A 26575-nucleotide genomic window follows, 5' to 3' on the forward strand; every position below is an offset into this window, starting at 1 on the left:
CACTCGTTCCTAGTGCAAGGCTCGAACAGGGCCGGATACGCCAAGAGATTCACTAATGAACATGCCCGTTAGATCCTTCGCCGACGTGATGCCCCTGCTGCCCGAACTGGTGGTCGTCGTCGGCGCGTTCGCGCTGCTGATGCTCGATCTGTTCGTCGAGGAGCGCAACCGCATCATCTCCCACGTGTTCTCGATCGTCGTGGTCGCCGTCGCCACCGCGCTGGTCGCTTTCGACGTGGGCGGGCAGGGCACCGTGCTCAGCGGCATGTTCGTACGCGATACCGCCGCCGACGTGCTCAAGCTCGCCATCGGCGTGGTCGGCATCCTCTCGCTGATCTACACCTGGCCCTACCTGCGCGCGCGCAACCTGTACAAGGGCGAAGTCGGCGTGCTGATGCTGTTCGCGATCGCCGGCATGATGTTCCTGGTGTCCGCCGGCAGCCTGACCATGGTCTATGTCGGCCTGGAAATGCTCGCGCTGTGTTCCTACGCGCTGGTCGCGGTGGATCGCGACAGCCCGCTGGCGTCGGAGGCGGCGATCAAGTACTTCGTGCTCGGCGCGCTGGCCTCGGGCCTTCTGCTGTACGGCCTGTCGCTGATCTACGGCGCCACCGGCAGCCTGATGCTGGACAAGATCGCGCTGGCCGGCTCGGTCGGCCCGTCCTCGCTGATGCTGATCACCGGCGTGGTGTTCGTGGTCGCCGGCATCGCCTTCAAGTTCGGCGCCGCGCCGTTCCACATGTGGCTGCCGGACGTCTACCAGGGCGCGCCGACCCCGATCACCTTGTTCATCGGCGCCGCGCCGAAGCTGGCCGCGTTCGGCATGACCTACCGCCTGCTCGAAGTCGGCGCCAACGGCCTCGACACTCACTGGCGCCTGCTGCTCGCCGGCCTTGCGGTGCTGTCGCTGGCGATCGGCAACCTCAGCGCGCTGATGCAGACCAATCTCAAGCGCCTGCTCGCGTATTCGACCGTCTCCCATGTCGGCTTCCTGTTCATGGGCATGGCCGGCGGCGGCGCGCAGGGTTTCGCCGCGTCGATGTTCTACGCGATCAGCTATTCGCTGATGACGGCCGCGGCCTTCGGCGCGATCGTCGTCATGTCCAGCCGCGGTTTCGAAGCCGACCAGATCGACGACTACAAGGGCCTCAACGCGCGCAATCCGTGGATGGCCGGCATGATCCTGTGCGTGATGGCCTCGCTGGCCGGCCTGCCGCCGTTCCTGGGCTTCTGGGCCAAGCTGGCGGTGCTCAAGGCCGCGCTGCAGGGCGACATGATGTGGCTGGCGATCGTCGGCATCGTGTTCGCGGTGGTCGGCGCGTTCTACTACTTGCGCGTGATCAAGGCCATGTACTTCGACGAGCCCGAGGGCAAGTTGCCGGCGCCGAGCGAGGACCGCCCGCTGCGCATGGTGTTCGCGGTCAACGCACTGGGCCTGCTCGCGCTGGGCATCGTGTGGAATCCGATCATGGAGTGGTGCCAGCGCGCTTTCATGATCTGAGCGCGCGTCGTCATCGCGGTGGCGTCATCGAAGGCCGGCTTATGCCGGCCTTTCGCTTTTGCGGCGCACGCTGCGCGCGGCGGTGGGCGTGCGCTTGAAATTTCCGGCAACGGGCGCGGATTCGCCGGCGCGGCGCGCAGCGGCGCCCGGATGGCCGTTCGGCATGCTTGCGCGGCGAGTTCCTGTCGCAACGGCGAAGCGGGTAGCGGGGCGGGATTCGAACCTGCGCGGCCAAGTTTTCCGCCGGATCGAACATCAATCGCACGCATTCATGAAAAAGACTTGAAATATTTTGAATACGGCATAAGATTGCGCACCTGCGAACGATCAACGTTTTCCTCCGGGGAAACAGCCGGGACACCGGAGATTTTTCGAAGCGGTAAGCGGCAATCACGAAACATCGATTGCAGGCTTGCAGTAAGTTCCGCCGGCCGTTATGATGGTCGGCCTGATGCGGGGTGGAGCAGTCTGGCAGCTCGTCGGGCTCATAACCCGAAGGTCGCAGGTTCAAATCCTGCCCCCGCTACCAGCTTCGGCTGGTCGATGGAAAGCCTCTGAGGAGGCTTTCTTTTTTGGCCGCCAAGCTCGGGCTTTGTGATCGCGCTCTGCTCGCGCGAACACACCGAAATCCAGTTGTACGGACAAGGGGCCCGATGGGCCCCTTGTTGTTTTTGTTATCCGGAAAACCGGATTTTTCAGTGGACAGCGGTTTTCGCGTGGTACGGCGGTCGGATGGCGATCGTTGCGATGCCTGGCGGAAAGCTCGCGGAAACATGGTTTGACGAAGATGGTCAGGCCAGTCGCAACCCTCAGGAGTTCAGGCGCGTGACGGACAAAGCAACGCAAATCGCCGCATTGCTCGCCCCGACGGTGGAGTCGCTGGGCGTGGAATTGCTCGGCATCGAATATCTGCCGGCGGCCGGCAACGCAACGCTGCGCATCTATATCGACGTGCCGGCCTCGGAGTACGAAGCTACGCCCGAAGGCGAGCAGCCGCGCTCGGTCTCGATCGAAGACTGCGAAGCGGTCAGCCGCGAAGTGTCGGCGCAGCTCGACGTCGAAGACCCGATCAGCAGCAACTACACGCTGGAAGTGTCGTCGCCGGGCATCGACCGCCCGTTGTTCACGCTCGATCATTACGCGCGCTTCCTCGGCGAGACCGTCAAGGTCGGCCTGAAGCTGCCGCACGAAGGCCGTCGCCGCCTGCAGGGGCAGATCCTGGCCATCGAAGGCGAGCAGGTGGTCTTCTCGGTCGAAGGCGCGCCCGACGACGGCCGTTTCGTCGTGCCGTTCACGAATATCGACAAGGGCCGGATCGTGCCGGACTGGGCCGCGCTGGGTTTCGCGCCGACCAAGCCCGGCCAGCCCGCCGATACGGGCCGCACCCGACCCAAGGACAAGCCTTCGAAGCCGCCCAAGCGGCGCGCTTCGAAGAAAAAGTAATTTGAATCTGACGCCTATTACCAACCCGAATAGCCGGCGGCGCGAGCCGACCCGTGCGGAGTGACGAAATGAGCAAGGAACTGTTGCTGGTGGTGGACGCAGTCGCCAACGAAAAGGGCGTACCGCGCGAGGTCATCTTCGAGGCCATCGAGGCCGCGCTGGCTTCGGCCGCGAAGAAGCGCTACCACGACGAAGACGTGCTGGTGCGCGTCAGCATCGATCAGAAGGACGGCAGCTACGAAACCTTCCGCCGCATGGAAGTGGTGGCCGACGACGTGGTCATGGAATCGCCGGATCGCCAGATCCGCATGATGGACGCCATCGATGAAGTCGAAGGCGTGGAAGTCGGCGACTACATCGAAGAGCAGATCGAAAACCCGGATTTCGGCCGCATCGCCGCGCAAGCCGCCAAGCAAGTGATCGTGCAGCGCGTGCGCGAAGCCGAGCGCGCGCAGGTGGTCGATGGCTGGAAGGATCGCGTAGGGGAGTTGGTCACCGGCATCGTCAAGCGCGTGGAGCGCGGCAACATCTACGTGGACCTGGGCGGCAACGCCGAGGCCATCATCCCGAAGGACAAGGGCATCCCGCGCGACGTGCTGCGTGCCGGCGACCGCGTGCGCGGCTACCTGTTCGACGTGCGCACCGAGCCGCGCGGCCCGCAGTTGTTCATCAGCCGCGCCGCGCCGGAATTCATGATGGAGCTGTTCAAGCTGGAAGTGCCGGAAGTCGGCCAGGGCCTGGTGTCGATCAAGGCCTGCGCGCGCGATCCGGGCGACCGCGCCAAGATCGCCGTGCTCGCGCACGACAACCGCACCGATCCGATCGGCGCCTGCATCGGCATGCGCGGTTCGCGCGTGCAGGCGGTGTCGAACGAGCTCAACGGCGAGCGCGTGGACATCGTGCTGTGGTCGGACAACCCGGCCCAGTTCGTCATCAACGCGATGGCGCCGGCCGAAGTGCAGTCGATCATCGTCGATGAAGAAAAGCATTCGATGGACCTGGCCGTGGCCGAGGACCGTCTGGCCCAGGCGATCGGCAAGGGCGGCCAGAACGTGCGTCTGGCCAGCCGCCTGTCGGGCTGGCAGCTCAATGTGATGACCCAGGATCAGGTCACCGCCAAGTCCGAAGCCGAGCAGACCGCCGCGCGCCAGCTGTTCCAGGACAAGCTGGAAGTGGACGAGGAAATCGCCGGCATCCTGGTCTCGGAAGGTTTCAGCACGGTCGAGGAAATCGCCTACGTGCCGGTCGGCGAGCTGCTGGCGGTGGAGGGCTTCGACGAGGACATCGTCGAGGAACTGCGCGCCCGCGCCCGCGACGCCCTGCTCAACGAGGCGCTGGCCGCCGAGGAAGAGCTCGACGAGCATCAGCCGGCGGCCGATCTGCTGTCGCTGGACGGGATGGACGAAGCGCTGGCCTTTACCTTGGCTTCGCGCGGCGTGGTCACCCGGGACGACCTGGCCGATCTGGCCACCGACGAGTTGACCGATATCGAAGGCGTGGACGAGGAACGTGCCGCCGCCCTGATCATGGAAGCGCGCAAGCACTGGTTCGAATGAGGTGACACGAGTCGCAAGAGGCCCGGCGAGGCGTCTTGCGGCAAACCGGGATTCGGCCCTGGGCCGGCCCCGGATTCGCAGGATCGGGCATCGGCCCGGTCCGCGGGCAGGCCGAGACGGCTTGCGCGAGCCGGTGCAGGGGCGCGCGCGGAGCTAGAATGGCGCCATCACGCGCGGGATGCGTCCCGCGCCAAGAGGACACGGAAAACCGAATGTCGCAGCAAACCACCATCCGCAAGCTGGCCGAACTGGTGAACACGCCGGTCGAGAAGTTGCTGGAACAGCTGGCCGAGGCCGGCATGAAGTTCAGCGGCCCCGACCAGGTCGTGACCAGTATCGAGAAAGTCAAGCTGCTCGGCTTCCTTAAGCGCTCGCACGGCAAGGCCGACAAGCCTGTCGAAACCGACGACGCCGCGAAGAAGATCACCCTCAACCGCAGCCGCAAGCAGGAAATCACTGTCGGCGGCGGCAAGCACAAGACCACGGTGGATGTGGTCGTGCGCAAGAAGGTGACCCTGGTTCGCCCGAACGAGCCGGCAGGCTCCGGTTCGCCGGACGACGAGCGCGCGGAAATCCTGCGCAAGCTCGAAGAGTCCAAGCAGCGCAACCTCGCCGAGCAGCAGCGCCTGGCCGCCGACGACAAGCGCCGCGCCGACGCCGCCGATGCGGTGCGTCTGGCCGCGGAGGAAGTCGCGCGCGCCAAGGCCGAGGAAGAGCAGAAAGAAAAGCTCGCCGACGCCAGCGCCATCGTCCCGAGCACGGATGACGCGCCCACCGCGACCGCGGTGCGCAAGCCGCCGGCCACGCACGGCCACGGCCATCCCAAGCCGCCCGCGCCGGCCGCGCCCGCGCGCGTGGATCACAACGCTCCGCGCAACAAGACCCGCGGCTCGCACGCGATGGTCGCCGGCGTGGAAGACGACGATGCGGCCAACCGCTTCGCCGGCCAGTTGCACCTGAGCCCGTCCGACCGCGCCCGCCGCACCACCAATTCGCGCGGCAAGGGCGGCAACCGTCCGCAGCAGCGCCGCCAGTCCGAACAGTCGCGTTCCGGCGGCGGCCAGCACGGCTTCTCGCGCCCGACCGCGCCGATCGTTCGCGAAGTCGCCATCGGCGACACCGTCACGGTCGCCGATCTGGCGCAGAAGCTCGCGCTCAAGGGCGGCGACGTGGTCAAGGCGCTGTTCAAGATGGGCGTCATGGCGACCATCAACCAGAGCATCGACTTCGATACCGCCGCGCTGGTGACCGAGGAACTCGGCCACACCGTCGTGCGCACCAACGCCAATGCCGCCGAGGACGCGCTCATCGCGCATGCCGAGGAAGTGCAGGGCGACAAGGTCGCGCGTCCGCCGGTGGTCACGATCATGGGCCACGTCGATCACGGCAAGACCTCGCTGCTGGATTACATCCGCCGCACCAAGGTCGCTTCCGGCGAAGCCGGCGGCATCACCCAGCACATCGGCGCGTACCACGTCGAAACCGCGCGCGGCGTGATCAGCTTCCTCGACACCCCCGGCCACTCGGCCTTCACCTCGATGCGCGCGCGCGGCGCCAAGCTGACCGACATCGTGGTGCTGGTGGTGGCGGCCGACGACGGCGTCATGCCGCAGACCAAGGAAGCCGTGCAGCACGCCAAGGCGGCCGGCGTTCCCTTGATCGTGGCGATCAACAAGATCGACAAGTCCGGCGCCGATCCGCTGCGGGTCAAGAACGAACTGCTGGCCGAGGAAGTGGTCGCGGAAGATTTCGGCGGCGAGACCCAGATGGTCGAACTGTCGGCCAAGACCGGCGACGGCGTGGACGATCTGCTCGACGCGATCTCGCTGCAGGCCGAAGTGCTGGAACTCAAGGCGGTTCCGGTCGGCCGCGCCATCGGCACGGTGATCGAGTCCTCGCTCGACAAGGGCCGCGGCCCGGTCGCGACGGTGCTGGTCCAGCAGGGCCAGCTCAAGAAGGGCGACTACCTCGTGTGCGGCGTGCAGTACGGCCGCGTGCGTGCGCTGTTCGACGAAACCGGCGGTCAGGTCGAGTTCGCCGGCCCGTCGATTCCGGTGCAGGTGCTCGGCCTGTCGGGCGTGCCCGACGCCGGCGACGACTTCGTCGTGGTCGAGGACGAGCGTCTGGCCAAGGACGTGGCGCAGCAGCGCGACGCCAAGCGCCGCGAATCGCGCCTGGTCGCCGCCGCCGGCAACCGCATGGAAGACATCATGGCCCAGATGGGCAAGGGCGAGGGCCAGCTGAGCCTCAACCTGGTCATCAAGGCCGACGTGCAAGGTTCGGTCGAGGCGCTGCGTCAGGCCCTGGTCGCGCTGTCCAACGATCAGATCCGCATCAACGTGATCAGCTCGGGCGTCGGCGGCATCACCGAGTCCGACGCCAACGCCGCGGCCACCGCCAAGGCCACGGTGATCGGCTTCAACGTGCGCGCGGACGCTTCGGCCCGCCGCATCATCGAAGGCAACGGCGTCGATCTGCGTTACTTCTCGATCATCTATGACGTGATCGATCAGGTGAAGCAGGTGGCGTCGGGCATCCTCGGCGTGGAAATCCGCGAAGAGATCATCGGCATCGCCGAGGTTCGCGACGTGTTCCGCAGCTCGAAGTTCGGCGCGGTCGCCGGCTGCATGGTCGTGGAGGGCGTGGTCAAGCGCTCCAAGCCGATCCGCGTGCTGCGCGACAACGCCGTGGTCTTCGAAGGCGAGCTGGAATCGCTGCGTCGCTTCAAGGAGAACGTCGACGAAGTGCGCAACGGCACCGAATGCGGCATCGGCGTGAAGGCGTACAACGACGTCAAGCCGGGCGACCAGATCGAGTGCTTCGAGCGCATCGAGGTTCAGCGCACGCTGTAATAGCCGGGAATGGAAAATCGGGAATCGGGAATCGTCGCCGACGGTTCCCGATTTTCCCGTTTCCAGCTCGCGCTTTGACGATTTAGCATTCCCGATTCCCGATTCCCGATTCCCGATTCCCGATTCCCGGACCCTAATGCCCAGCAGCAAATCGTTCCACCGTACCGACCGGGTCTCGGCGCAATTGCGTCGCGAGCTCGGCAAGATCGTGCACGAGGCCGTGCGCGAGCACGGCTTGCCGTCGGTCAGCGTGTCCGACGTCGAGATCTCGCGCGACCTGGCCCATGCCAAGGTCTTCGTGACCGCGCTGCAGCCCGAGCGCTCGCTCGAAGCGGTCAAGGATCTCAAGGAACTCGCTCCGAACCTGCGTTACCAACTCGGCAAGGCGATGAAGCTGCGCCACGTGCCCGAGCTGCATTTTCATTACGACGATTCGGTCGATCGCGGCGAAAGCATCGACAACCTGCTGCGCGATCATCCCGATCTGGAAACCCGCGCCGATGAAGGCGGGAGCGAAGACGGCGAGGGCGGCAAGCCGGAGTGATCGGCGGCTTCGCCGGTCGGGGCGCGTAAGCGTCCGATGCGGGCGGCCGGTGGATGGCTGCGCGGTTGATCGACCGGGGGCCGTGGCGACTGCCTTTCGGGGTTTGCGTCGGGGCTCGGTGGTCCGAGTCGGGGCTGAAGCCCCTCCCACAACAAACCTCGTGGCTTCGATGTCTTTTGTGGGAGGGGCTTCAGCCCCGACTCGAAACCGCATCCACGACGACAGCCCGGCAGCTCCCGCATACCCGCACCCCACCGAGCGGGACCGACATCCGGCCGAACGCCACCCCCGTTTGCCCCCGAGTTTCCGCAAACCCGCGCCACCGGCCGCCGTTCGCGCCGCCGTGTGTTCTCTCCCAGGAGCCCTCGCATGTCCACGCTGCCCCCGCGTTACGGTGCCCCGATTTCGTTCGCAACCGCCAGCCGGGTCATGCGCGCCGCGCAGGCGCGGGCCGAGCGCGAAGGCTGGCCGATGGTGATCGCCATCGTGGACAGCACCGGCCATCTGGTGATGCTTCACAAGCTCGATCAGGCGCAATATGGGAGCATTCCCGTGGCCCAGGCCAAGGCCGAGACGGCAGTGAAGTTCCGCCGCCCGACCAAGGTGTTCGAAGACGCGGTCGCTGCCGGCGGATTGGGCATGCGATTGCTCGGCATGGACAATCTGTTGCCGTTGGATGGCGGGCTGCCCCTGATCGTGGGCGGCGAGGTGATCGGTGCGATCGGCGTGTCCGGGATGCAGTCGGTCCAGGACGCGCAAATCGCGCAGGCAGGGGTGGACGGCTTGCTTGAACACGACGCGTAAACGCAATTGGCGCCATGTCGACGGCTTGTTGCTGCTCGACAAACCGCAAGGCCTGAGTTCCAACCAGGCCTTGCAGCAGGCACGCCACCTGTTCCGCGCCGAAAAGGGCGGGCACACCGGCAGCCTGGACCCGCTGGCGACCGGCCTGCTGCCGCTGTGCTTCGGCGAAGCGACCAAGATCGCCGGCCTGCTGCTCGGCGCGCACAAGGCCTACACCACCACCGCCGTGCTCGGCCTGACCACCGACAGCGACGACGCCGACGGCGCGCCGCTGCTCGAACGCGCCGTGCCCGAGCTCGACGACGCCACCATCGAAGCCGCGCTCGCGCCGCTGCGCGGCGCCATCCGCCAGCGTGCGCCGATCTATTCCGCGCTCAAGCAGGGCGGCGAACCGCTGTACGCCAAGGCCCGCCGCGGCGAGGCCATCGAGGCGCCCGAGCGCGACGTGATCGTGCATTCGCTGACCCTGACCGGCCGCGACGGCCCGCGCCTGGAGCTGCATGTGGAATGCGGCTCGGGCACCTACGTGCGCAGCCTGGTCCGCGACCTGGGCGAAACCCTCGGCTGCGGTGCCCACGTCAGCGTGCTGCGCCGGCTGTGGGTCGAGCCGTTCATGCAGCCGCGCATGGTCACCCTGGAGCAACTGCGCGAACTGGCCGAGCAGGGCAGCGATCTGGCGCTGGACGCCCATCTGCTGCCGATCGAAGCGGGCCTGAGCGAATTCGCCCGGGTCTCGATCGACGCCGCGTCCGCCCATCGGCTGGGCCAGGGCCAGGCGGTCGCGTGCGAAGAGGGCGAGACCGGGCTGGTGGCGATTTTCGGCGAAGCCGGCCGCTGCCTGGGCCTGGGCCTGCGTCAGGCCGAGGGCCGCCTGCAGCCGCAGCGGCTGTTCCGCTGGGCGGCGCAGGGCTGACCCGCGCCGAAGGCGTGTCCAACCGGGCCGCGGCGCCGGCGCATGCAGCCAGCTGAACAGCGTGTTCGCTCACCGATTGCGTGCCGCCCGGGCCGGGCACGGATCGTCGATCCGCACCGATCCAAGGTCGCAATCGCCGCCGCGGGCTGTTACAATTCCGCCGCTTTTCAAGCACTTCGCCCAAAGCCATCGGTTCGGGCGATGCTCGCAAGGCAATCCTCACTTAAAGCAAGCGGCGGGCCAGGCGGTGCGTCGGGGCGGAAATTCCGCGACCGATTCGCTTCTGCGGGCCCCGCATCTACAGAGAACATAAGTCATGTCGATCGACACCAGCAAGGTAATTGAAGACAACAAGCGCGGCGCCAACGACACCGGTTCGCCGGAAGTCCAGGTCGCTCTGCTGACCGCTCGCATCGAGCAGCTCACCGGCCACTTCAAGCAGCACAAGCAGGACCACCACAGCCGTCGCGGTCTGCTGATGATGGTCAACCGCCGTCGCAGCCTGCTCGATTACCTCAAGCGCAAAGACGGCGAGCGCTACAAGGCCCTGATCGAGAAGCTCGGTCTGCGCCGCTAATCGGACACCCAACCGCGGCGCAGCGATGCGCCGCGGTTTGTTTTGGCGGACATGAAAGTTCCGCAGGCGATGCAGGAAGCAACGCCGCCAGCGACGGTACGCGAGCGCGACCGTCGAACTGGATGGGCCCCACGGCCTCGTGCGACGCAGCGCCGGAGCGCGCGCGAAACGCAACAAACCTCAGGTCGCTGCGCCGGCGGCCGACCGGAGCGGGGCAAGGGCCCCGACCGGAACGCATAGTTACCGAAGGAACCCAACGTGGCAAAAATTACCAAGACCTTCCAGTACGGCAACCATCAAGTGACCCTGGAGACCGGCGAAATCGCCCGTCAGGCCGGCGGCGCCGTGATCGTCAAGATGGACGACACCGTACTGCTGGTGGCAGCCGTCGCCGCCAAGAGCGCGCGCGAGGGCCAGGACTTCTTCCCGCTCACCGTGGATTACCAAGAGAAGTTCTACGCCGGCGGTCGCATCCCGGGCGGCTTCTTCAAGCGTGAAGGCCGTGCGACCGAGAAGGAAACACTGATCTCGCGCCTGATCGACCGTCCGATCCGTCCGCTGTTCCCGGAAGACTACAAGAACGAAGTCCAGATCATCGCCACGGTGATGTCGATGAATCCGGAAGTCGACGGCGACATCCCGGCGCTGATCGGCGCGTCCGCCGCGCTCGCGCTGGCCGGTACGCCGTTCCAGGGCCCGATCGGCGCGGCCAAGGTCGGTTACAAGAACGGCCAGTACCTGCTCAACCCGACCGCGACCGAACTGCTCGATTCCGAGCTCGAACTCGTCGTCGCCGGCACCTCCAACGCGGTGCTGATGGTCGAATCCGAAGCCAAGATGCTGTCCGAGGAGGTCATGCTCGGCGCGGTGATGTTCGGCCATCGCGAACTGCAGAAGGTCATCAACGTCATCAACGAGCTCGTCGTCGAAGCCGGCACCAAGCCGTCCTCGTGGGAAGCTCCGGCCAAGAACAACGCCCTGATCGGCGCGTTGAAGGACGCCGTCGGCAGCCAGTTGGAGCAGGCCTTCCAGGTCCGCGACAAGCTGCAGCGCCGCGACGCCATCGGCGCGATCAAGAAGGACGTGCTGCAGGGCCTCGCCGGCCGCGCCGAAGCCGACGGTTGGCAGAACGCCGAGCTGTCGAAGGAATTCGGCGAGCTCGAGTACCAGACCATGCGCAACTCGGTGCTGAGCACCAAGGTCCGCATCGACGGTCGCGCGCTCGACACCGTGCGCCCGATCGCCTCGCGCGTCGGCGTGCTGCCGCGCACCCACGGCTCCTCGCTGTTCACCCGCGGCGAGACCCAGGCCATCGTGGTCGCCACGCTGGGCACCGCGCGCGACGGTCAGATCATCGACGCGGTCTCGGGCGAGTACAAGGAACACTTCCTGTTCCATTACAACTTCCCGCCTTACTCGGTCGGCGAAGCCGGCCGCATGATGGGCCCGAAGCGCCGCGAAATCGGCCACGGCCGCCTCGCCAAGCGCGGCGTGCTGGCGGTGATGCCGACGATGGAAGAGTTCCCGTACACCATCCGCATCGTCTCGGAAATCACCGAGTCCAACGGTTCCTCCTCGATGGCTTCGGTCTGCGGCAGCTCGCTGGCGCTGATGGATGCCGGCGTGCCGATCAAGGCGCCGGTCGCGGGCATCGCGATGGGCCTGGTCAAGGAAGACGATAACTTCGTCGTCCTGTCCGACATCCTGGGCGACGAGGATCACCTCGGCGACATGGACTTCAAGGTCGCCGGCACCGCCACGGGCATCTCGGCGCTGCAGATGGACATCAAGATCCAGGGCATCACCGAAGAGATCATGAAGGTGGCGCTGGAGCAGGCCAAGGCCGGCCGTCTGCACATCCTCGGCGAGATGGCTCACGCCCTCACCGAATCGCGCACCGAGCTGTCCGAGTACGCGCCGCGTCTGCTGACCATGAAGATCCATCCGGACAAGATCCGCGAAGTGATCGGCAAGGGCGGCTCGACCATCCAGGCGATCACGAAGGAAACCGGCACCCAGATCGACATCCAGGACGACGGCACCATCGTCATCGCTTCGGTCAACGCCGCCGCCGCGCAGGCCGCGAAGGCGCGCATCGACCAGATCGTGTCCGACGTCGAGCCGGGCCGCATCTACGAAGGCAAGGTCGCCAAGATCATGGACTTCGGTGCGTTCGTGACGATCCTGCCGGGCAAGGACGGTCTGGTCCACGTGTCGCAGATTTCCAACGAGCGCGTCGAGAAGGTCAGCGACAAGCTCAAGGAAGGCGACGTGGTCAAGGTCAAGGTGCTGGAAGTCGACAAGCAGGGCCGCATCCGTCTGTCGATGAAGGCCGTGGAAGAAGGCGAGGGCGTCGTGGCCGAGTAATCGCCGCGCGCATCGCTGTACTTCGGAAAAAGCGGGCTTCGGCCCGCTTTTTCTTTGCGCGGGTTTCCGAAGGGCCCGCGACGAAAAAAGCCGTGGAGCCGTTCCGGTCGCGTCGGCGCGGCTGGTGACCTTCCGATCGAGGCCGGACCGGCCCGGTCCGCTTGTTCGCCTTTCTTGTGCATCGGGCGCGGCGCCCGATCCTCCCTGCGGCGTGATCGCTTCGATCACAGCCGCCGCGCAGCCGCCGGCGATCGACCCGTCTTCACGATGAGCGGGGCGCTAATTTCATACGAGTCTGATTGATGTGCCCGGCTGCGTGCCTGAGCATGCTCGCGATACGGATGATCGCGTCCAGGCAGGCATGGACTCGTTGGATGAATCGGGGGCTGGTTTGATCCATGCCGCTCCTTGAAGACCGCGCGGCGCGACAGCGTCGCGATCCGGCCCTTTCCTGCTGCTGCGCGAGGCGCGCAAGTACAACGATTGCCGTCGCACACAAGCGGTCAGTGGCATGCGGATCGGCAGCAGGCGGAGTGTTTGGCTTTAGTGCCGCCGGTATGTCCGGATTCGCTGTGCGCGTTCGATCACTTCCATGTCGAGTCGCGCCCATGGCGCAGCTTGGTCGGTATCGCGCTGGCACCAGTCAATGCGACGCCCCTGCACATATGACTTAGTTGAGGCAATATCGATGCGCGGTTCAATCTGGATTTTCGGCCAAAACAGAGTCGGGAGCGCCGCGCCGCGCTCGCAGCTCCGGGGGCTGTCTTTACTTGCGGCCTTGGCGGTGCTGCTGCCGCAGTCGGCTCTTGCCGCGCCCTGGACCTGCGATTCGGCAGGCTATCTGTTCCAGCGTTCGGCATCCGGCGTCAACTCCGTGACTTCGGTCGATCTGGCCACGGGTGTCGCCACGCCGGTAGGTAACATGCCGATCAGCGTCAATGGCGTCGGTTACAACACGCTCGACAATTATTTCTATGGCGCAGTGACTTCGGGGGGCGGCGGCATAGTCCGCATCAATTCCGATCTGACCACGACCGTGGTCTCGACCCAGGCCGGCAGCAACATGGGCGATTTCGACGATGCCGGCCATTATTGGTCGTCCACCGGCGGAGGAAACAATCCAACTGCCTGGAAGGAGATCGATTTCTCGAACCCGGCCTCTGCGACCTATGGCACGGTTATCCGCCAGGGCACCTTTGCCTACACGGCTGGAACCTTCATGGGGGACTGGTCGTGGATCAATGGCTCGTTCTACTTCGCCATGACGTCGTTCGCCAATCCCACCGCGACGCCGCGCCTGGGACGTTTCACGCCCGGCGCCAGTGGTAACGGCACGTTCACCGATCTGGGACCGATCGCGGGCATCCCCAACGGGGCCGTCTCCACCGCAGGTTTTGGTGCGTCGTATACCGACTCCAATGACTATCTGTATATCGGCGACAACGGCAATGGCAAGATTTTCCGGGTCGATGTCACGGGTCCGGGCACTCCCAGCGGGATTCTCGCCGCGACCGGTCCCGTTTCGTCCCAGAACGACGGCGCGCGCTGCGCCGACGCGGGCGTACCGACGGTAACGGTGATCAAGTCGGTCGCGGGCCGGGCCGCGGCGGCGGACCAATTCACGGTGAGCCTGGTGAACACCGCCAACACGACGCTGACCTCGGCCACGACCACGGGCGCGGCTACCAGCGCGACCACGGCGGACTGGCCGGTCTCGCAGAACGCGACCTATACCATCCGCGACGCGATGGCCGCGGGCTCGACCAATACGCTGGCAGCCTATGCCGCCACGATCGCTTGCACGGACACCGATACGGGCGCCGCTGTTGCCGTTACCGGAACGGCGCCGAACTGGTCCCTGGCGATCGCCACGGATCACGATTACAGCTGCACGGTCACCAACACGCCGGGAGCCCCGTTGCAGCTGGCCAAGGCCTGGGGCGCGAACAGCACCACGGGCAATCAGGTGACGATCGGCGCGACCACCGGCGGCGCCAACAATACGGTCGCCTTCAACGCGACGGCGCCGACGGCGGCCAACAGCGGTACGCCGGTGACCGTGGGTGTGGGCAATGCGATCACGTTGCCGGCGGAAACCGGCGCCGCTCTGGCCAACTACACCACGACGGTGGCTTGTACCGGCGGCCATACCCTGTCCGGAACCAATGGCCAGCAAACCAACACGCTGACCATCACCAGCCGCAACGCGGCGGTGTGCACCTACACCAACACCCCGCGTACCGCGACCCTGACCCTGCGCAAGCAGTGGAGCGGCGCGGCAGTGGGCGACGACGCGACGATCACGGTCTCGCGCGGCGCGACGGTGCTCGACACTTTGAACTCCGACGCCGGCGCCGCCGGCGAATTGGATGCCGACGCCACGCCGACGACGGTGCTCATCGCCGAAACCGTCACCCTGGCCGAGACCTTGGCGGCAGCCAATGTCGGTTTGTACGACACCACGTTGGCCTGTACCGGCAGCGCCGATACCGACCCGGCCGACGGGCTGATCATCGGCGCGGCCGACACCGCGATCGTATGCACCTACACCAACACCCATCGCATCGCCGACCTGTCGATCACCAAGACAAATACGCCCGCGGCCGGTGCCTTGGATCAAGCCAGCGACACCGTGAATTCTGGGCAAACGACGACTTACACCATGGTGGTCACCAACGACGGCACCACGGCGGTGACCGGAGCAATCGTCAGAGATACGCCCGGCGCGGGCATCACCTGTCCACCCGGCAATGCGGTGACCATCGCCGGCGACGGGGTGCCGGCGGGCAGCTTCACCGTGGCCGATCTGAGCGGCGCGAATGGCATCGTGCTGGGCGCCCTGGCGGCGGGACAAAGCACGACCTTGAGCTTCACCTGTCAGGTGAACTAACGAAAACGGGGATGGAGCGGCTTGCACCGGTCGCTCCGCGCGTCTCGGGAGAGCGCTTCGTCGCTGCATTGCAGGGCCAAGCACGCCTGTCCCACCTTGCGCCACGTTCGCAAACGGGGCGAAGCTGCCTGCAGCAACTATGCATCCGAATGGCAGCTTCTTCATGTCGATTCGGTGCTGCCGCGTTGCTGACGCTTGGCGCGCAGATGAATTCGTACGAGTCTGATTGTCCATACATTGCGCAGGCAGACACTGAATCGGCTAAGACAGATGTGGAGTGCTACTTGCACGTAATCCCGCGCGAGCGGATTTCGCCTCACTTCGGCGGAGAACGTCCCGCGCCTTTGTTTCGATAGTTCGCTTGCCGCAGAAGAATTTTTCGCTCGCGGCTTGACGGCGATCGATCAGACCTTCCTTCCGCTTCATGGCGATGCGGTCGATGAAGGCCGTGGAAGAAGGCGAGGGCGTCGTGGCCGAGTAATCGCCGCGGGTCATCGCTGGATTTCGGAAAAAGCGGGCTTCGGCCCGCTTTTCTTTTGCGCGGCGTTTCTTGCCCGTTCGCGCGCGGGCAGGGCCTGGACGGGCCCGGTTTCAGGCATGTCCGGTTTTTCCCGCCGATCGAGATACAGGAAGGAACACATCCGTTCGTCCGCCGATCGAACGGTTTCAGGGGGAGAGGCCATGAGCCAAAATCGTTCGCAACCGTCGAGTGTCGAAGCTCGGACGCAGGGAGGGAACCGCGAGGCGTCCTGGGCCGATCGCGGCCACGGCGAGAGCGGCGGTACGCGGGCGCCGGATGAGGTCCCGTTCATCCGCTCGGCGCTGCCTGCGCCGCAACCGGCCCAGGCTTGCCGAAGTTTCGCTCGCCGGGGCGTGCAAGGTATTGGCGGCATAAGCCGCTCCTTGGCTTTCGCCGTCGTGGCATCGTCGGATCGCTGGCGTCGCGGTTGCCAGCTGCTGGCGGCGGGTAAGTCCGGATTCGCCGCGGCGCTGCTATCGCTCTGCGTAGCGTTGTCGCCTTCCATGGCATCGGCCGCGGCCTGGGCGACGGGCGGAAGCAGTCCTTATCGCAGCCAGATTTTGTGGCTTACCTGGGGCGATCCCAGCGGCACCACCACCGGCAACGGCACGCTGGGCGCGCCCCTGGCCAACGGCAATCGCTCGATCGCCAACGTGACGGTCAACGGCGTTCCATTGGCCGTCACCTGCACGCTCAACAACATCACCACATTGGTGGGCGCGCCGGGCATCTGGGCCTGGGGCTCAGGCCAGTGGGGCGGCGATCTGCTCGACAACCTCTACAACATCGGCGGTACCGGCACGGCGAATCAGCTGATCAATGGCATCGATATCGGCGGCGCGGTTAAAACCTTCACGATCACCTGCTCCGCGACCTTGAATGGGGCGCCTTACGATATTCCGGGCTTGATCATGGCCGACGGCGAGCAGGCCGGTTTTTCACCGCAGGAGCCCGCCCCCAACAACACGGAATATGTACAGGGCACGGCCGATGGCGTCTGGCACGTGGCCGAGCGGATGCGGGTCAATTGCAATCAGGGCTATACGGCGACCCTCAGCGCCGACAGCCAGACTCTGAGGTTGGCCGGGCCCAACAGTGCGGCTTGCGTCGGCGGCGGCGCCGCAGGGCCGATGGCTACGGCTTTCCTGCGCTTCAACCCCAGCGCGTACAGCGGCGCCAACCGCCAAGTCGTGACGAACTGGCGCCTCAACGCCGGCGGCGGCAGCATCATCGCCATCGGCCTGGTCATTCCCGTCGACGGCGGCGATGCACCGTCGATCTACGGCACCGCCGCGCATATGCTCAATCCCACCTACAGCGCGGACTCGCTGGCTCCCGGCGCATCCGTCGATGTTTTCGGCGCCGGCTTCACCCTCAGCGTGCCCAGCAACGCCAACCCGCAGATGCTGGGGGCGACGGTGGACAACGACGCCACGGTCGTCAACACAACCACCGTGATCACCCCGGCCGGCAATGTGGCGGCGAGCGTGGACAACACGACCGGGCAGACGCCCGACGACGAGGCCGCCTTCGCCACGCTGCCTGCGATCGAAGGGACCGCAACGAGCTATTCGCTGACCGTGCCGCTGGGGGCGACGGCCGCGTCGGGCGGGCAGGTCTGCGGCTGGATCGACCTCGATCGCGGCGGCAGCTTCGGCGACAACACCGCCGAGGAAGCTTGCGCGACGTTCGCCGCGGGCGCCGCCAGCGCCGTCCTCAACTGGACTCTTCCGACCGGCAACGACTACGTGGCCGGCAACAGCTATGCGCGCCTGCGCATCGGCCGCGACGCGGCCCCCGTCGGCAGCCCGACCGGGCTGGCGAATATCGGCGAGGTCGAGGATTACCCCATCGAACTCAGGCCGCGCCTGCGCCTCGACAAGGTGACCGTGCCGGTCACCGACGGCGGAGTGTTCAACCTGACCATCAACCCCGCGCCGACGGCGGCGTTCACCGCCAACAACCAGGGCAACGGCGGCACCACCGGCTTGCACAGCGTCCCGCTGGGCGGCGCGGTGACCCTGAGCGAAACCGCCGGCACCGCCACCAACCTGGCCGCCTACACCGGCAACATGACCTGCACCAACCGCGCCTCGGGCGCGGTTTACGGGCCGACGGCGGGTACCAGCCACAGCTACACGACGATGACCAGCGCCTCCACCAACGCCGCGGCCAGCACCACGCCCGCGACCACGGCCAACGTCAACGACACCGAGATCACCTGCGTATTGACCAACTCACTGCAGGCGGACCTGGCGATCACCAAGACCAACACGCCCGCCATCGGGCCGCTCGATCAGCCCGACGACACCGTGACTACCGGCGACGCGACCACCTACACCCTGGTGGTGACCAATCACGGCTTGATGCCGGTGACCGGCGCGGTGGTGAGGGACACGCCTGTCGCGGGCATCACCTGTCCGCCCGGCAATGCGGTGACCATCACCGGCAACGGAGTTCCCGCGGGCAGCTTCACGGTGGCCGATCTGATCGGTGCGAACGGCATCGTGCTGGGCGCTTTGGCGGCGGGACAAAGCACGAACTTGAGCTTCACCTGTCAGGTGAACTAGCGAAGACGGGGGCGCAGCGGCCTGCACAGGTCGCTGCGCGCGTCGCGGGGGCGAGGACTTCGTCGCTGAATTTCACGGTCACTCGCGCCTCATTCCAGCTTGCTCCACGTTCACGAACGCCCACGGTGCGAATCGGCGCGCGGCAACGATGCAGCGCAACAGCAGCTTTCTCATGTCGATTCGGTGCCGCCGCGTCGCTGACGCAGGGCGGCGCGCAGATTGAATTCGTACGAGTCTGATTGATCTGTACGTTGCGCAGGCAAACACTGAATGGGCTAAGGCAGAACTGAAGCGTTGCTTGCGCGTCATCCCCGCACAAGCGGGTTCCGCTTCACTTCGGCAGAAGACGTCCAGCGCCTTTGTTTCGATCGTTCGTTTGCCGGAGAAGAATTTTTCTCTCGCCGCATGACCGTGATCGTTCAGATATTCCTTCCGCTCCATGGCGATGCGGATACGTTCGCCGCCGCACCGTAACGATCGAGGTTAGGGACGATCACCATGCTTTTTTCCATAGGGACCTCCAGCCAAAAAGGCGCTGATAACGGTGTGTCGCGCTCGCCATCCAGGGGCTGTGGTTCTTGTTCGCCGCGTTGGCGGTGCTGCTGCGCAGTCGGCTCATGCCGCACCCTGGATCTGCGATGCGGCAGGTTATCTGTTCCAGCGTTCGGCATCCGGAGGCAGCGTAATCGCCGCGGGTCATCGCTGGATCGGGAAACGCGGGCTTCGGCCCGCTTTTCTTTTGCCCCGATCGAGCAGGAATTCGAAGGTGGAAACCGACGTGTCCGGTCACCGGGTGTCCGGATTGGAGACAACGGCGCGATTTATGACCAATACAGCTGGTTCGATCAGGGAGTCCCAATGAAAAAAATGTCTGATGGCCGAGCTATAGAGCGATCCGGGGCTCCCAAGGATGGACACGGTACGGGGATGACCCCGAAGTGGATGGGCGGATGCAGGCGAGCTCTGTCCAAGCTTGCCCTGCTGGGCCTTCTGGCGGGCGCGTTCGCGCCGGTGGGGGCCGCGCATGCGCAAACCTGCGGCAATTTGCTCAAGAACGAATTCGGCGGAACCTTCGGCACTATGCCTTTGCCCGGCCCTCCGACGCGACGCGATATGCAGAATCCGCAGGTGCCCAATGCGAACGGTTACACCTATCAGACCGGCGCTCCGACTGGGGCCGGCGATTACACGGTGACCAGCGGCAATTTCGTCGATAATGTTTTTCCGGGGAACAATCATTGGGAAAATATCACCGGGCACAACGCCGGCGGCCCGATCAGTCAAGACGATGCGTTCATGACGATCAACGGCCAGACCGTTTTCGGCCAGACCTTTTATTCCCAGGATCTGGTGCTGGTGGGGGGGCAGGGCTACACGATCAGCGTGTGGGCCGCCAATGCCGTGGACTTCAACGACCCCAGCACGTTTGGTCGGCTCGGCGTGCGCGTGCGCAATCTGGCCACGAATGCGATCGTCGCTGGCGGCGATGCCTCCACGATCTCGCTTCCCTCGCGACCGGACAACAACACGACGCAATGGTTTGAAGCCAGATCCACCTTTACCGTCCCTACCGACGGCCGTTACCGTTTCGAGCTGTATAACGCCGCCACCACGTTCTCCGGCAACGATTTCGTCATGGATGACATGAGCATCACCGCATCCAGCCAGGCCGGTTGCCCTGTCGATTTCGGCGACGCGTCCGACACCGGTACCGGAACCGCGACCGGTAATTACCAGACCCTGCTGGCCGACAGCGGGCCGCGCCACGGTCTTGTCGCGGGCCTGTTTCTGGGCGCCAGCGCCACGGAGGAAGCCGATGCTCTGCAGAACGCCACCGCCACCGGCGACGTGGACAACGGCATCGGCGCGATTCCCGCGATCACGACCAATCCTGGAGGCGTGGTCACCATTCCGATCACGGCGCTGAATCTAAGCGGTTCGGCGGCATCGGTCGTCGGATACATCGATTTCAATCGGGACGGCGACTTCCTGGATGCGGGAGAGCGGTCCGCGGCAGTGAACGTTCCGAACAACGGCACGACTACGGCAACGCAGAATTTCAGCCTCAGTTTCACCGTGCCCAACGGCACCATGGTGGGCACATCCGTGCTGCGCGTGAGACTTGCCAATGACGCTGGCGAGATATCGACGGCAGTGGGAGCGGCAAGCACCGGCGAGGTGGAGGACGCGCAAGTTCAGATCACTTTGGGGCCGACCGCAACGCTGCAGTTGGCCAAGGCCTGGGCGAACGGAAGTCCTGCCGGCAATCAGGTCACCATCGGCGCGACTACGGGCGGCGCCAACAACACCGCGGCATTCAACGCCACCGCACCGAATGCGGCCAATAGCGGAGCCGCGGTGACGGTTGCGGTGGGTAACGTGATTGCGCTGCCCGCCGAAACGGGCACCAACGTGGCGAACTACACCACCACCATCGCCTGTACCGGCGGCCACACCCTGTCTGGCACCGACGGACAGCAGGCCAATACGCTGACCATCACCAGCCGCAACGCGGCGGTGTGCACTTACACCAATACCCCGCGCACGGCGACCTTGCAGTTGGCCAAAGCCTGGGCGGCCGACAGCACGGCCGGCAATCAAGTGACGGTCGGCGCGACCACGGGCGGCGCCAACAACACGGTGGCGTTCAACGCGACGGCGCCGACCGCCGCCAATAGCGGCACACCGGTGGTCGTGAGCATGGGAAGCACGATTACGCTGCCGGCCGAAACCGGGATCAACGTGGCGAACTACACCACGACAGTGGCGTGTACCGGCGACCACACGCTGTCGGGCACGGACGGCCAACAGAGCAACACGCTGATCATCACCAGCACCAATCCGGCGGTGTGCACCTACACCAACACCCCGCGCACCGCGCGTCTGACCTTGCGCAAGCAGTGGAGCGGCGCCGAGGTGGGCGACGACGCGACGATCACGGTCTCGCGCGGCGCGACAGTCATCGATACTTTGGATTCGGATGCAGGCGCCGCCGGCGAGTTGGATGCCGACGTCACGCCGACGACGGTGTTCATCGGCGAAACCGTCACCCTGGCCGAGACCTTGGCGGCAGCCAATGTGGGTTTGTACGACGACACCTTGGCCTGCACCGGCAGCGCCGATGCCGATCCGGCCGACGGGCTGACCATCGGCGCGGCCGACACCGCGATCGTGTGCACCTACACCAACACCCGCCGCGTCGCCGACTTGTCGATCACCAAGACCAACACGCCCGCGGCCGGTGCCTTGGACCAGATCAACGACACGTTGGATTCGGGGCAAGCGACGACCTACACCTTGCTGGTCACCAACGACGGCGCCACGGCGGTGACCGGCGCAGTAGTCAGAGATACGCCCGGAGCGGGCATCACCTGTCCGCCCGGCAATGCGGTGACCATTACCGGCGACGGCGTCCCGGCGGGCAGCTTCACCGTGGCCGATCTGACCGGTGCGAACGGCATCGTGCTGGGCGCTCTGGCGGCGGGACAAACCACGACCTTGAGCTTCACCTGCCAAGTGAACTAGCGAAGGGGCGGAGCGACCGGCAGCGGCCGCTCCCGGTTAAAGCGGGTACGAGGGTTCCGTCGCCGTATTCCACGGCGGGGCGGGTCTCGTCCCGCTTTTCACATTTACGCAGTCCAGGCACGAAGCGGCCATAACGCTGCTTTTTGCTTGTCGTTCCCGCGCAGACGTGGCTGCACGGTGCGAGGACATATTGTTTGCCAGCGCTTCGAGAGCGCTCGCTGGTCAATGCAGGGAGGGGGATCATGCGAGTCGGAACAAGTTTCAAGGCCAGGCGCGGCAACGGGCAGGCCCGCGCGCAGGCATGCGGGCAAGGCCGGCGCGGTCTTTTCGGTTCTGGATCAACGGCGATCGCACAGCCGGCATCGATGCTCGCATTGCTTGCGATGGGGACGGCCTTGGCACCAATGAAAGCGCCGGCACAGGAGATCGCCGGAGGCGAATGCGCGGCAGGGGCGAGCGTCGCCACGCCGAATTTCGATGCCGGCTGGTTCCACAACCAGCCACGGCCTTCGCCCTTGCCCTCGCGCAGGCAGGACGGGTTCTGGGCGAACCCGCCGGGTGGCCCCGTCGTCTACTGGGACAGCCCGCGAGACGCCAGCCCGATAGGCGTCGACCCCGGCGTGGTCGCCAACTACGCGGCCGACGAAGTGGTGGGAAGCGGACTGACCGCCACCGTCGCTCCTGCCACGACCCGATACGACTACCTCGGCGTCAACGGCGCGGGGTCGACCTTCGCCCAAGCGGCGACCGGCAACGACTACCTGCAATACCAGTTCACGACGCCGGCGAATGCGGCTGCGCGCTTGTTCTTCAAGCGCACCGGTTTCGGCGCCTATCCCTCCGAGGCCTACAGCTATGCGGTGCGCGTCTCCACCGATCCCACGTTCGCCAGCTATTGGACGATCACCCAGAACGTGGCCGTCACCAGCGCCGCCGGCTACACCTACAACACCGCGAACACGAGCCGTTTTCCGCTGCTGAGACCGAACACGACCTATTACCTGCGCGTGTATCTGTATAACCGCACCGGCACCACATCCCTCGCACCGGCCAATACCATCGGGGCCGACGATTTCCAGTTCGGTACCGCGATCTGTCCGTTGCCCACGGTCACCGTGACCAAGGTGTCCAACGCGGGCACGGGTACGTTCAATTTCACCGGCAGCAACGGCTTCGCCGCGCAAAGCATCGCCACGGTCACGCCCGGCATCGGCGTCGCCGGCGCCACCCAGGTGATGGCCGCGGCCAATACCGCGACGACGATTGCCGAAGCCGCCCCGCCAGCGGGCTTCGCCTTGACCGCGATCAATTGCACCGGCCTGCCGTCGGGAACGCCCACCTATACCGTCAATGGCGTCGGCGGCGGCAATGTGGTTCTGCCGGCGGCCGCGATGACCCCGACGGCCAACATCGCCTGCACCTTCACCAACGGTATGCTGGCGAACCTGTCGATCACCAAGACCAATACGCCCGCGGCCGGTGCCTTGGATCAGGCCAACGACACGGTGAATTCGGGGCAAACGACGACCTACACCCTGGTGGTCACCAACGACGGCACCACGGCGGTGACCGGAGCAATAGTCAGAGATACGCCCGGCGCGGGCATCACCTGTCCGTCCGGCAATGCGGTGAACATCACCGGCGCCGGCGTCCCGGCGGGCAGTTTCACCGTGGCCGATCTGATCGGCGCGAACGGCATCGTGCTGGGCGCCCTGGCGGGTGGGCAAACCACGACCCTGAGTTTCACCTGTCAGGTGAACTGACGGCGGCGGCGCGTGCGAACGCCGCGCGCCGCCTCTTGCGCCGCCATCGACTTGGTTTATCGTTGCCGGCGACGCGCGCAGCGAAGACCTTGGCGGCCATGCCGGATCGAACCGTACCCACGTTGTATCAATGGCTCGGCGGCATCGAAGCGCTCGAGCGGCTCACCGTGCGTTTCTACCAGCACGTCAAGAACGACGAACTGCTGGGCCCGGTCTTCGCCCACATGAGCGACGAACACCCGGCGCATGTCGCCGCATTCCTGGCCGAGGTGCTCGGCGGCCCGGCCGACTATTCGGCGCGCCACGGCGGCCATCCGAACATGATCCGCCATCACTTGAACCGGCACCTGAGCCAGGAGCAGCGCCGGCGCTGGGTGGGCCTGCTGTTGTCCACCGCCGACGAACTGGCGATGCCGGACGATCCGGAATTCCGCTCGGCCCTGGTCGCTTACCTGGAATGGGGCTCGCGCCTGGCGGTGATCAACTCGCAGCCCGGCGCGCAGGTCGATGAGGACGCGCCGATGCCGCGCTGGGGCTGGGGCGAGGCCAAGGGCCCGTACACGGATTGATGGCCTGGCGATCCTGATTCGAAGCCGCGGGCGCAAGAAGAGCCTGCCCCGATAGGCTTGTTGCCTTGTCCGGCGTGTGCATCTCTTCTAGAGCGCGGGTTCTGGCGACGGCGTTGGGCATCATCGGTTTCCCCTGAACCTTCCGTGCGCATCGCGTATCCACCCGTTGGGCGTCATGAACGCGGCAGGGGGATGGCCGCGAATCCAGCGCAACGACGCGTCGCATCGTGTTTCGAATCCACTGCGTGACGGGCCCGCGGCCCGGCCTCGCCTCGCAGCGCGCTCATACCGGCGCGGTTCGCCACGCCGCGAGTTCATGCCGCGACCTCCGACCCCGCCAGGACGCCATGAGCCATACCCAGCTTCCGCGTTCGCAACCGCGTCGTTTCATCGGCGACCGCCGTCGTTTCGTTGCTGGCGCTGGCGACAGGGATGCTGGCCAGCCCTCACGCGCTGGCCGCCGAGCCGGCCGCGCCGGTGCCGGCGTTCGCCAAGGTCATCGACGCCGAAGTGCCGGCGATCATGAAAGCCGCGTATATCCAGGGCGCGTGCAAGCCTTGAGCCAGCCGGTCGCCGGGCACCGCATTACGTCGGATCGCATTCCTGCCGCTGAATATCGGGCACGAAGCCCTGCAGCAGAAACGGCGTCATGTCCGAAGCGCCGGATTCGCCGGAGGCCGCGGGCGCGCGCGGCACGCCGGCGCGGCTCCAGCTCTGCGCCCGCTCGCTGGCGCGTTCGCGCGCCTGATTGGCTTGTTCCGGCGGCAGGTCGCGGGTCAGCGCGCGAATTTGCGCTTCGACCATTTCGCGCTGCGACCGTGAGAACCCGGTGCGCGGCCCGGCCGGCGCCGCGTCGGGCTGCGCCGGCGGCAGCGAATCGAGCAATTGCAGGAACAGGCTCAGCGATTCCACCGGATCGGACTTCACCGCCTGACCGAGAAAATTGCGCCGCATGCTGTCGCGCCGCGGCGAGTACGCGTAGGCCAGCGACGCCAGCATGCGCGCGTCGCCGCGCATGGCCGCGGTGCGGGCGATGGATTCGGCTTCGCCGCGATAGGTCGCCAGCGCGGGCAGGGAGTCGAGCAACTGTTGCTGGCGGAAGGCGTTGCCGCTGGCGTAGTGGCGCATCGCCGCCGGATGTCCGGCGAGCGCGGCGCGGCGCCAATAGCCGGCGCGTTGTTCGGCGCTGATGGTGGGAACGTCGGCGCAGTGTTCGGACTGGGTCAGCAGCTTGTCGGTCATGCTCTGGTAGCTGTCGGCCATGCGCTTGCGTTGCTCGCGCTGCTGCGGCGTGTCCTGCGGCATGCGTTCGAGCTGGCGTTCGAAATTGTCCACGCCGCTTTCCGCGCCAGCCAGGCGCTGGCGCAGGCTGTCGCAATACTCCATCTCCGCCGCCAGCCGGCAGGCCGCCGCCGGTTCGTTGGCGGCGCGGCGCTGCAGTTCCGGCAGGATCAACCGCAGCGGCGTGTCCACCGACGGCAGCGGGCGGGCCGTGCCGGCGGTGTAGCGGGGGATCGACGCGGCCGAACCCGGCGCGGCGTCGGCGCCCACGCGCTGGCCGGCGGTTTGCGCGCCCGCGTCTGCGGCGGTCGCGTTCGGCGCGGCCGGCGCTTCGGCGGCGGTGTGGCGGCCCCAGTAGTACATGCCGGCGCCGCTGGCGGCCAGCACGATCAGCCAGATTGCGGTGCGTCCTTGCTTCACGGTCGAAGTCATCGTCGGGTATGTCGGTCGCTCATCTTGACCGCCGCATCATAGAAGCGAATGAAGATGCGCGCGCGTGCCGCAAGGCGCGCGGCGACGGATCTTTGTTGGTATCCCTACGTCGCCGGCAACACCTACGCCAAGGACACCGTGGTCGAATACCAGGTGCGGCAGTATCGCGCCAAGTGGTTCGTCAACGCCGACCAATCGCCGGCGGCAATCGCACAGGCCGCCAATGCCTGGGACGCCCGTGGGAGCTGGTCAGCGGCGCGGGCACGACGCGGCCGGTGACGAACCCGCCGTCGACGCCGCCCATCTCGACGCCGGTGCCGGCCGCGAGCATCGGGCCTGAAGGCCCTCCCACAACAGCGGCGTGCTTGAGAACACATAGTCGCTGTTGACTTGGGCAGGAAGAAGAAACTTTGGGAGCGGCGTTACAACAGGGAACAGCGATGCAACCGTGGGAGGGCCTTCAGGCCC

At 66.1% G+C, this 26575-nt stretch carries 17 protein-coding genes and 1 tRNA gene; 17 read left to right on the top strand and 1 reads right to left on the bottom strand.

Annotated elements, in window-relative coordinates:
- Positions 1 to 55 precede the first annotated feature (55 nt).
- The 16 genes from nuoN to J7J50_RS25125 all read left to right on the top strand — a co-directional run bounded on the left by nuoN (position 56) and on the right by J7J50_RS25125 (position 24955).
- Positions 56 to 1501 carry an NADH-quinone oxidoreductase subunit NuoN gene (gene nuoN, locus J7J50_RS11915; RefSeq protein ID WP_215057844.1) on the top strand — a complete coding sequence of 482 codons (1446 nt, stop codon included), beginning with the start codon at positions 56 to 58 and terminating at the stop codon, positions 1499 to 1501.
- A gap of 452 nt (positions 1502 to 1953) precedes the next feature.
- Positions 1954 to 2030: transfer RNA gene (locus J7J50_RS11920), tRNA-Met, on the top strand.
- A gap of 296 nt (positions 2031 to 2326) precedes the next feature.
- Positions 2327 to 2944: a ribosome maturation factor RimP gene (rimP, locus tag J7J50_RS11925; RefSeq protein WP_215057845.1), complete on the top strand. Its 618-nt coding sequence runs from the start codon at positions 2327 to 2329 to the stop codon at positions 2942 to 2944.
- Between the two features lie 68 nt (positions 2945 to 3012).
- Entirely contained in the window at positions 3013 to 4500 is a 1488-nt protein-coding gene (gene nusA / locus J7J50_RS11930; RefSeq protein WP_215057846.1) for a transcription termination factor NusA, read from the top strand.
- A gap of 212 nt (positions 4501 to 4712) precedes the next feature.
- Entirely contained in the window at positions 4713 to 7352 is a 2640-nt protein-coding gene (gene infB / locus J7J50_RS11935) for a translation initiation factor IF-2 (protein ID WP_215057847.1), read from the top strand.
- A 136-nt stretch (positions 7353 to 7488) separates the two neighbouring features.
- Entirely contained in the window at positions 7489 to 7896 is a 408-nt protein-coding gene (rbfA, locus tag J7J50_RS11940) for a 30S ribosome-binding factor RbfA (protein ID WP_215057848.1), read from the top strand.
- 369 nt (positions 7897 to 8265) lie between these two features.
- Positions 8266 to 8700, top strand: coding sequence for a heme-binding protein (locus tag J7J50_RS11945; RefSeq protein WP_057942723.1), 435 nt, complete (start codon positions 8266 to 8268; stop codon positions 8698 to 8700).
- Positions 8684 to 9613 (top strand): tRNA pseudouridine(55) synthase TruB, encoded by a 930-nt coding sequence (gene truB / locus J7J50_RS11950; RefSeq protein ID WP_251044506.1) that lies wholly within the window; start codon positions 8684 to 8686, stop codon positions 9611 to 9613. The genes J7J50_RS11945 and truB overlap by 17 nt, the downstream gene beginning before the upstream one ends.
- A gap of 316 nt (positions 9614 to 9929) precedes the next feature.
- On the top strand, positions 9930 to 10190 hold the full coding sequence (gene rpsO, locus J7J50_RS11955) for a 30S ribosomal protein S15 (RefSeq protein ID WP_057942725.1): 261 nt from the start codon (positions 9930 to 9932) through the stop codon (positions 10188 to 10190).
- 258 nt (positions 10191 to 10448) lie between these two features.
- Positions 10449 to 12557 carry a polyribonucleotide nucleotidyltransferase gene (gene pnp, locus J7J50_RS11960; RefSeq protein WP_215057849.1) on the top strand — a complete coding sequence of 703 codons (2109 nt, stop codon included), beginning with the start codon at positions 10449 to 10451 and terminating at the stop codon, positions 12555 to 12557.
- A 688-nt stretch (positions 12558 to 13245) separates the two neighbouring features.
- Complete coding sequence (locus J7J50_RS11965) at positions 13246 to 15447, top strand: DUF11 domain-containing protein (RefSeq protein ID WP_215057850.1); 2202 nt, start codon at positions 13246 to 13248, stop codon at positions 15445 to 15447.
- 390 nt (positions 15448 to 15837) lie between these two features.
- Complete coding sequence (locus J7J50_RS11970) at positions 15838 to 18537, top strand: CshA/CshB family fibrillar adhesin-related protein (RefSeq protein WP_215057851.1); 2700 nt, start codon at positions 15838 to 15840, stop codon at positions 18535 to 18537.
- A gap of 927 nt (positions 18538 to 19464) precedes the next feature.
- The gene (locus J7J50_RS11975) at positions 19465 to 22062 is read left to right on the top strand and encodes a GEVED domain-containing protein (protein ID WP_215057852.1); all 2598 of its coding nucleotides are present in this window, start codon (positions 19465 to 19467) and stop codon (positions 22060 to 22062) included.
- 404 nt (positions 22063 to 22466) lie between these two features.
- Positions 22467 to 23825 (top strand): DUF11 domain-containing protein, encoded by a 1359-nt coding sequence (locus tag J7J50_RS11980; protein WP_215057853.1) that lies wholly within the window; start codon positions 22467 to 22469, stop codon positions 23823 to 23825.
- 98 nt (positions 23826 to 23923) lie between these two features.
- A complete protein-coding gene (locus tag J7J50_RS11985; protein ID WP_215057854.1) occupies positions 23924 to 24394 on the top strand; it encodes a group II truncated hemoglobin in 471 nt (156 codons plus the stop codon).
- A 432-nt stretch (positions 24395 to 24826) separates the two neighbouring features.
- Positions 24827 to 24955, top strand: a complete 129-nt coding sequence (locus tag J7J50_RS25125; RefSeq protein ID WP_285222304.1) for a hypothetical protein — start codon at positions 24827 to 24829, stop codon at positions 24953 to 24955.
- Positions 24956 to 24979: 24 nt separating this feature from the next.
- Here the strand turns inward: J7J50_RS25125 and J7J50_RS11990 are convergent, their stop codons facing one another.
- Complete coding sequence (locus J7J50_RS11990) at positions 24980 to 26107, bottom strand: hypothetical protein (protein ID WP_215057855.1); 1128 nt, start codon at positions 26105 to 26107, stop codon at positions 24980 to 24982.
- A gap of 48 nt (positions 26108 to 26155) precedes the next feature.
- On the opposite strand from J7J50_RS11990, the gene J7J50_RS11995 reads away from it, so the two are divergent.
- A complete protein-coding gene (locus J7J50_RS11995) occupies positions 26156 to 26386 on the top strand; it encodes a hypothetical protein (RefSeq protein ID WP_215062843.1) in 231 nt (76 codons plus the stop codon).
- Positions 26387 to 26575 lie beyond the last annotated feature (189 nt).

Source organism: Lysobacter sp. ISL-50 (assembly GCF_018612875.1).
GTDB lineage: Bacteria > Pseudomonadota > Gammaproteobacteria > Xanthomonadales > Xanthomonadaceae > Lysobacter.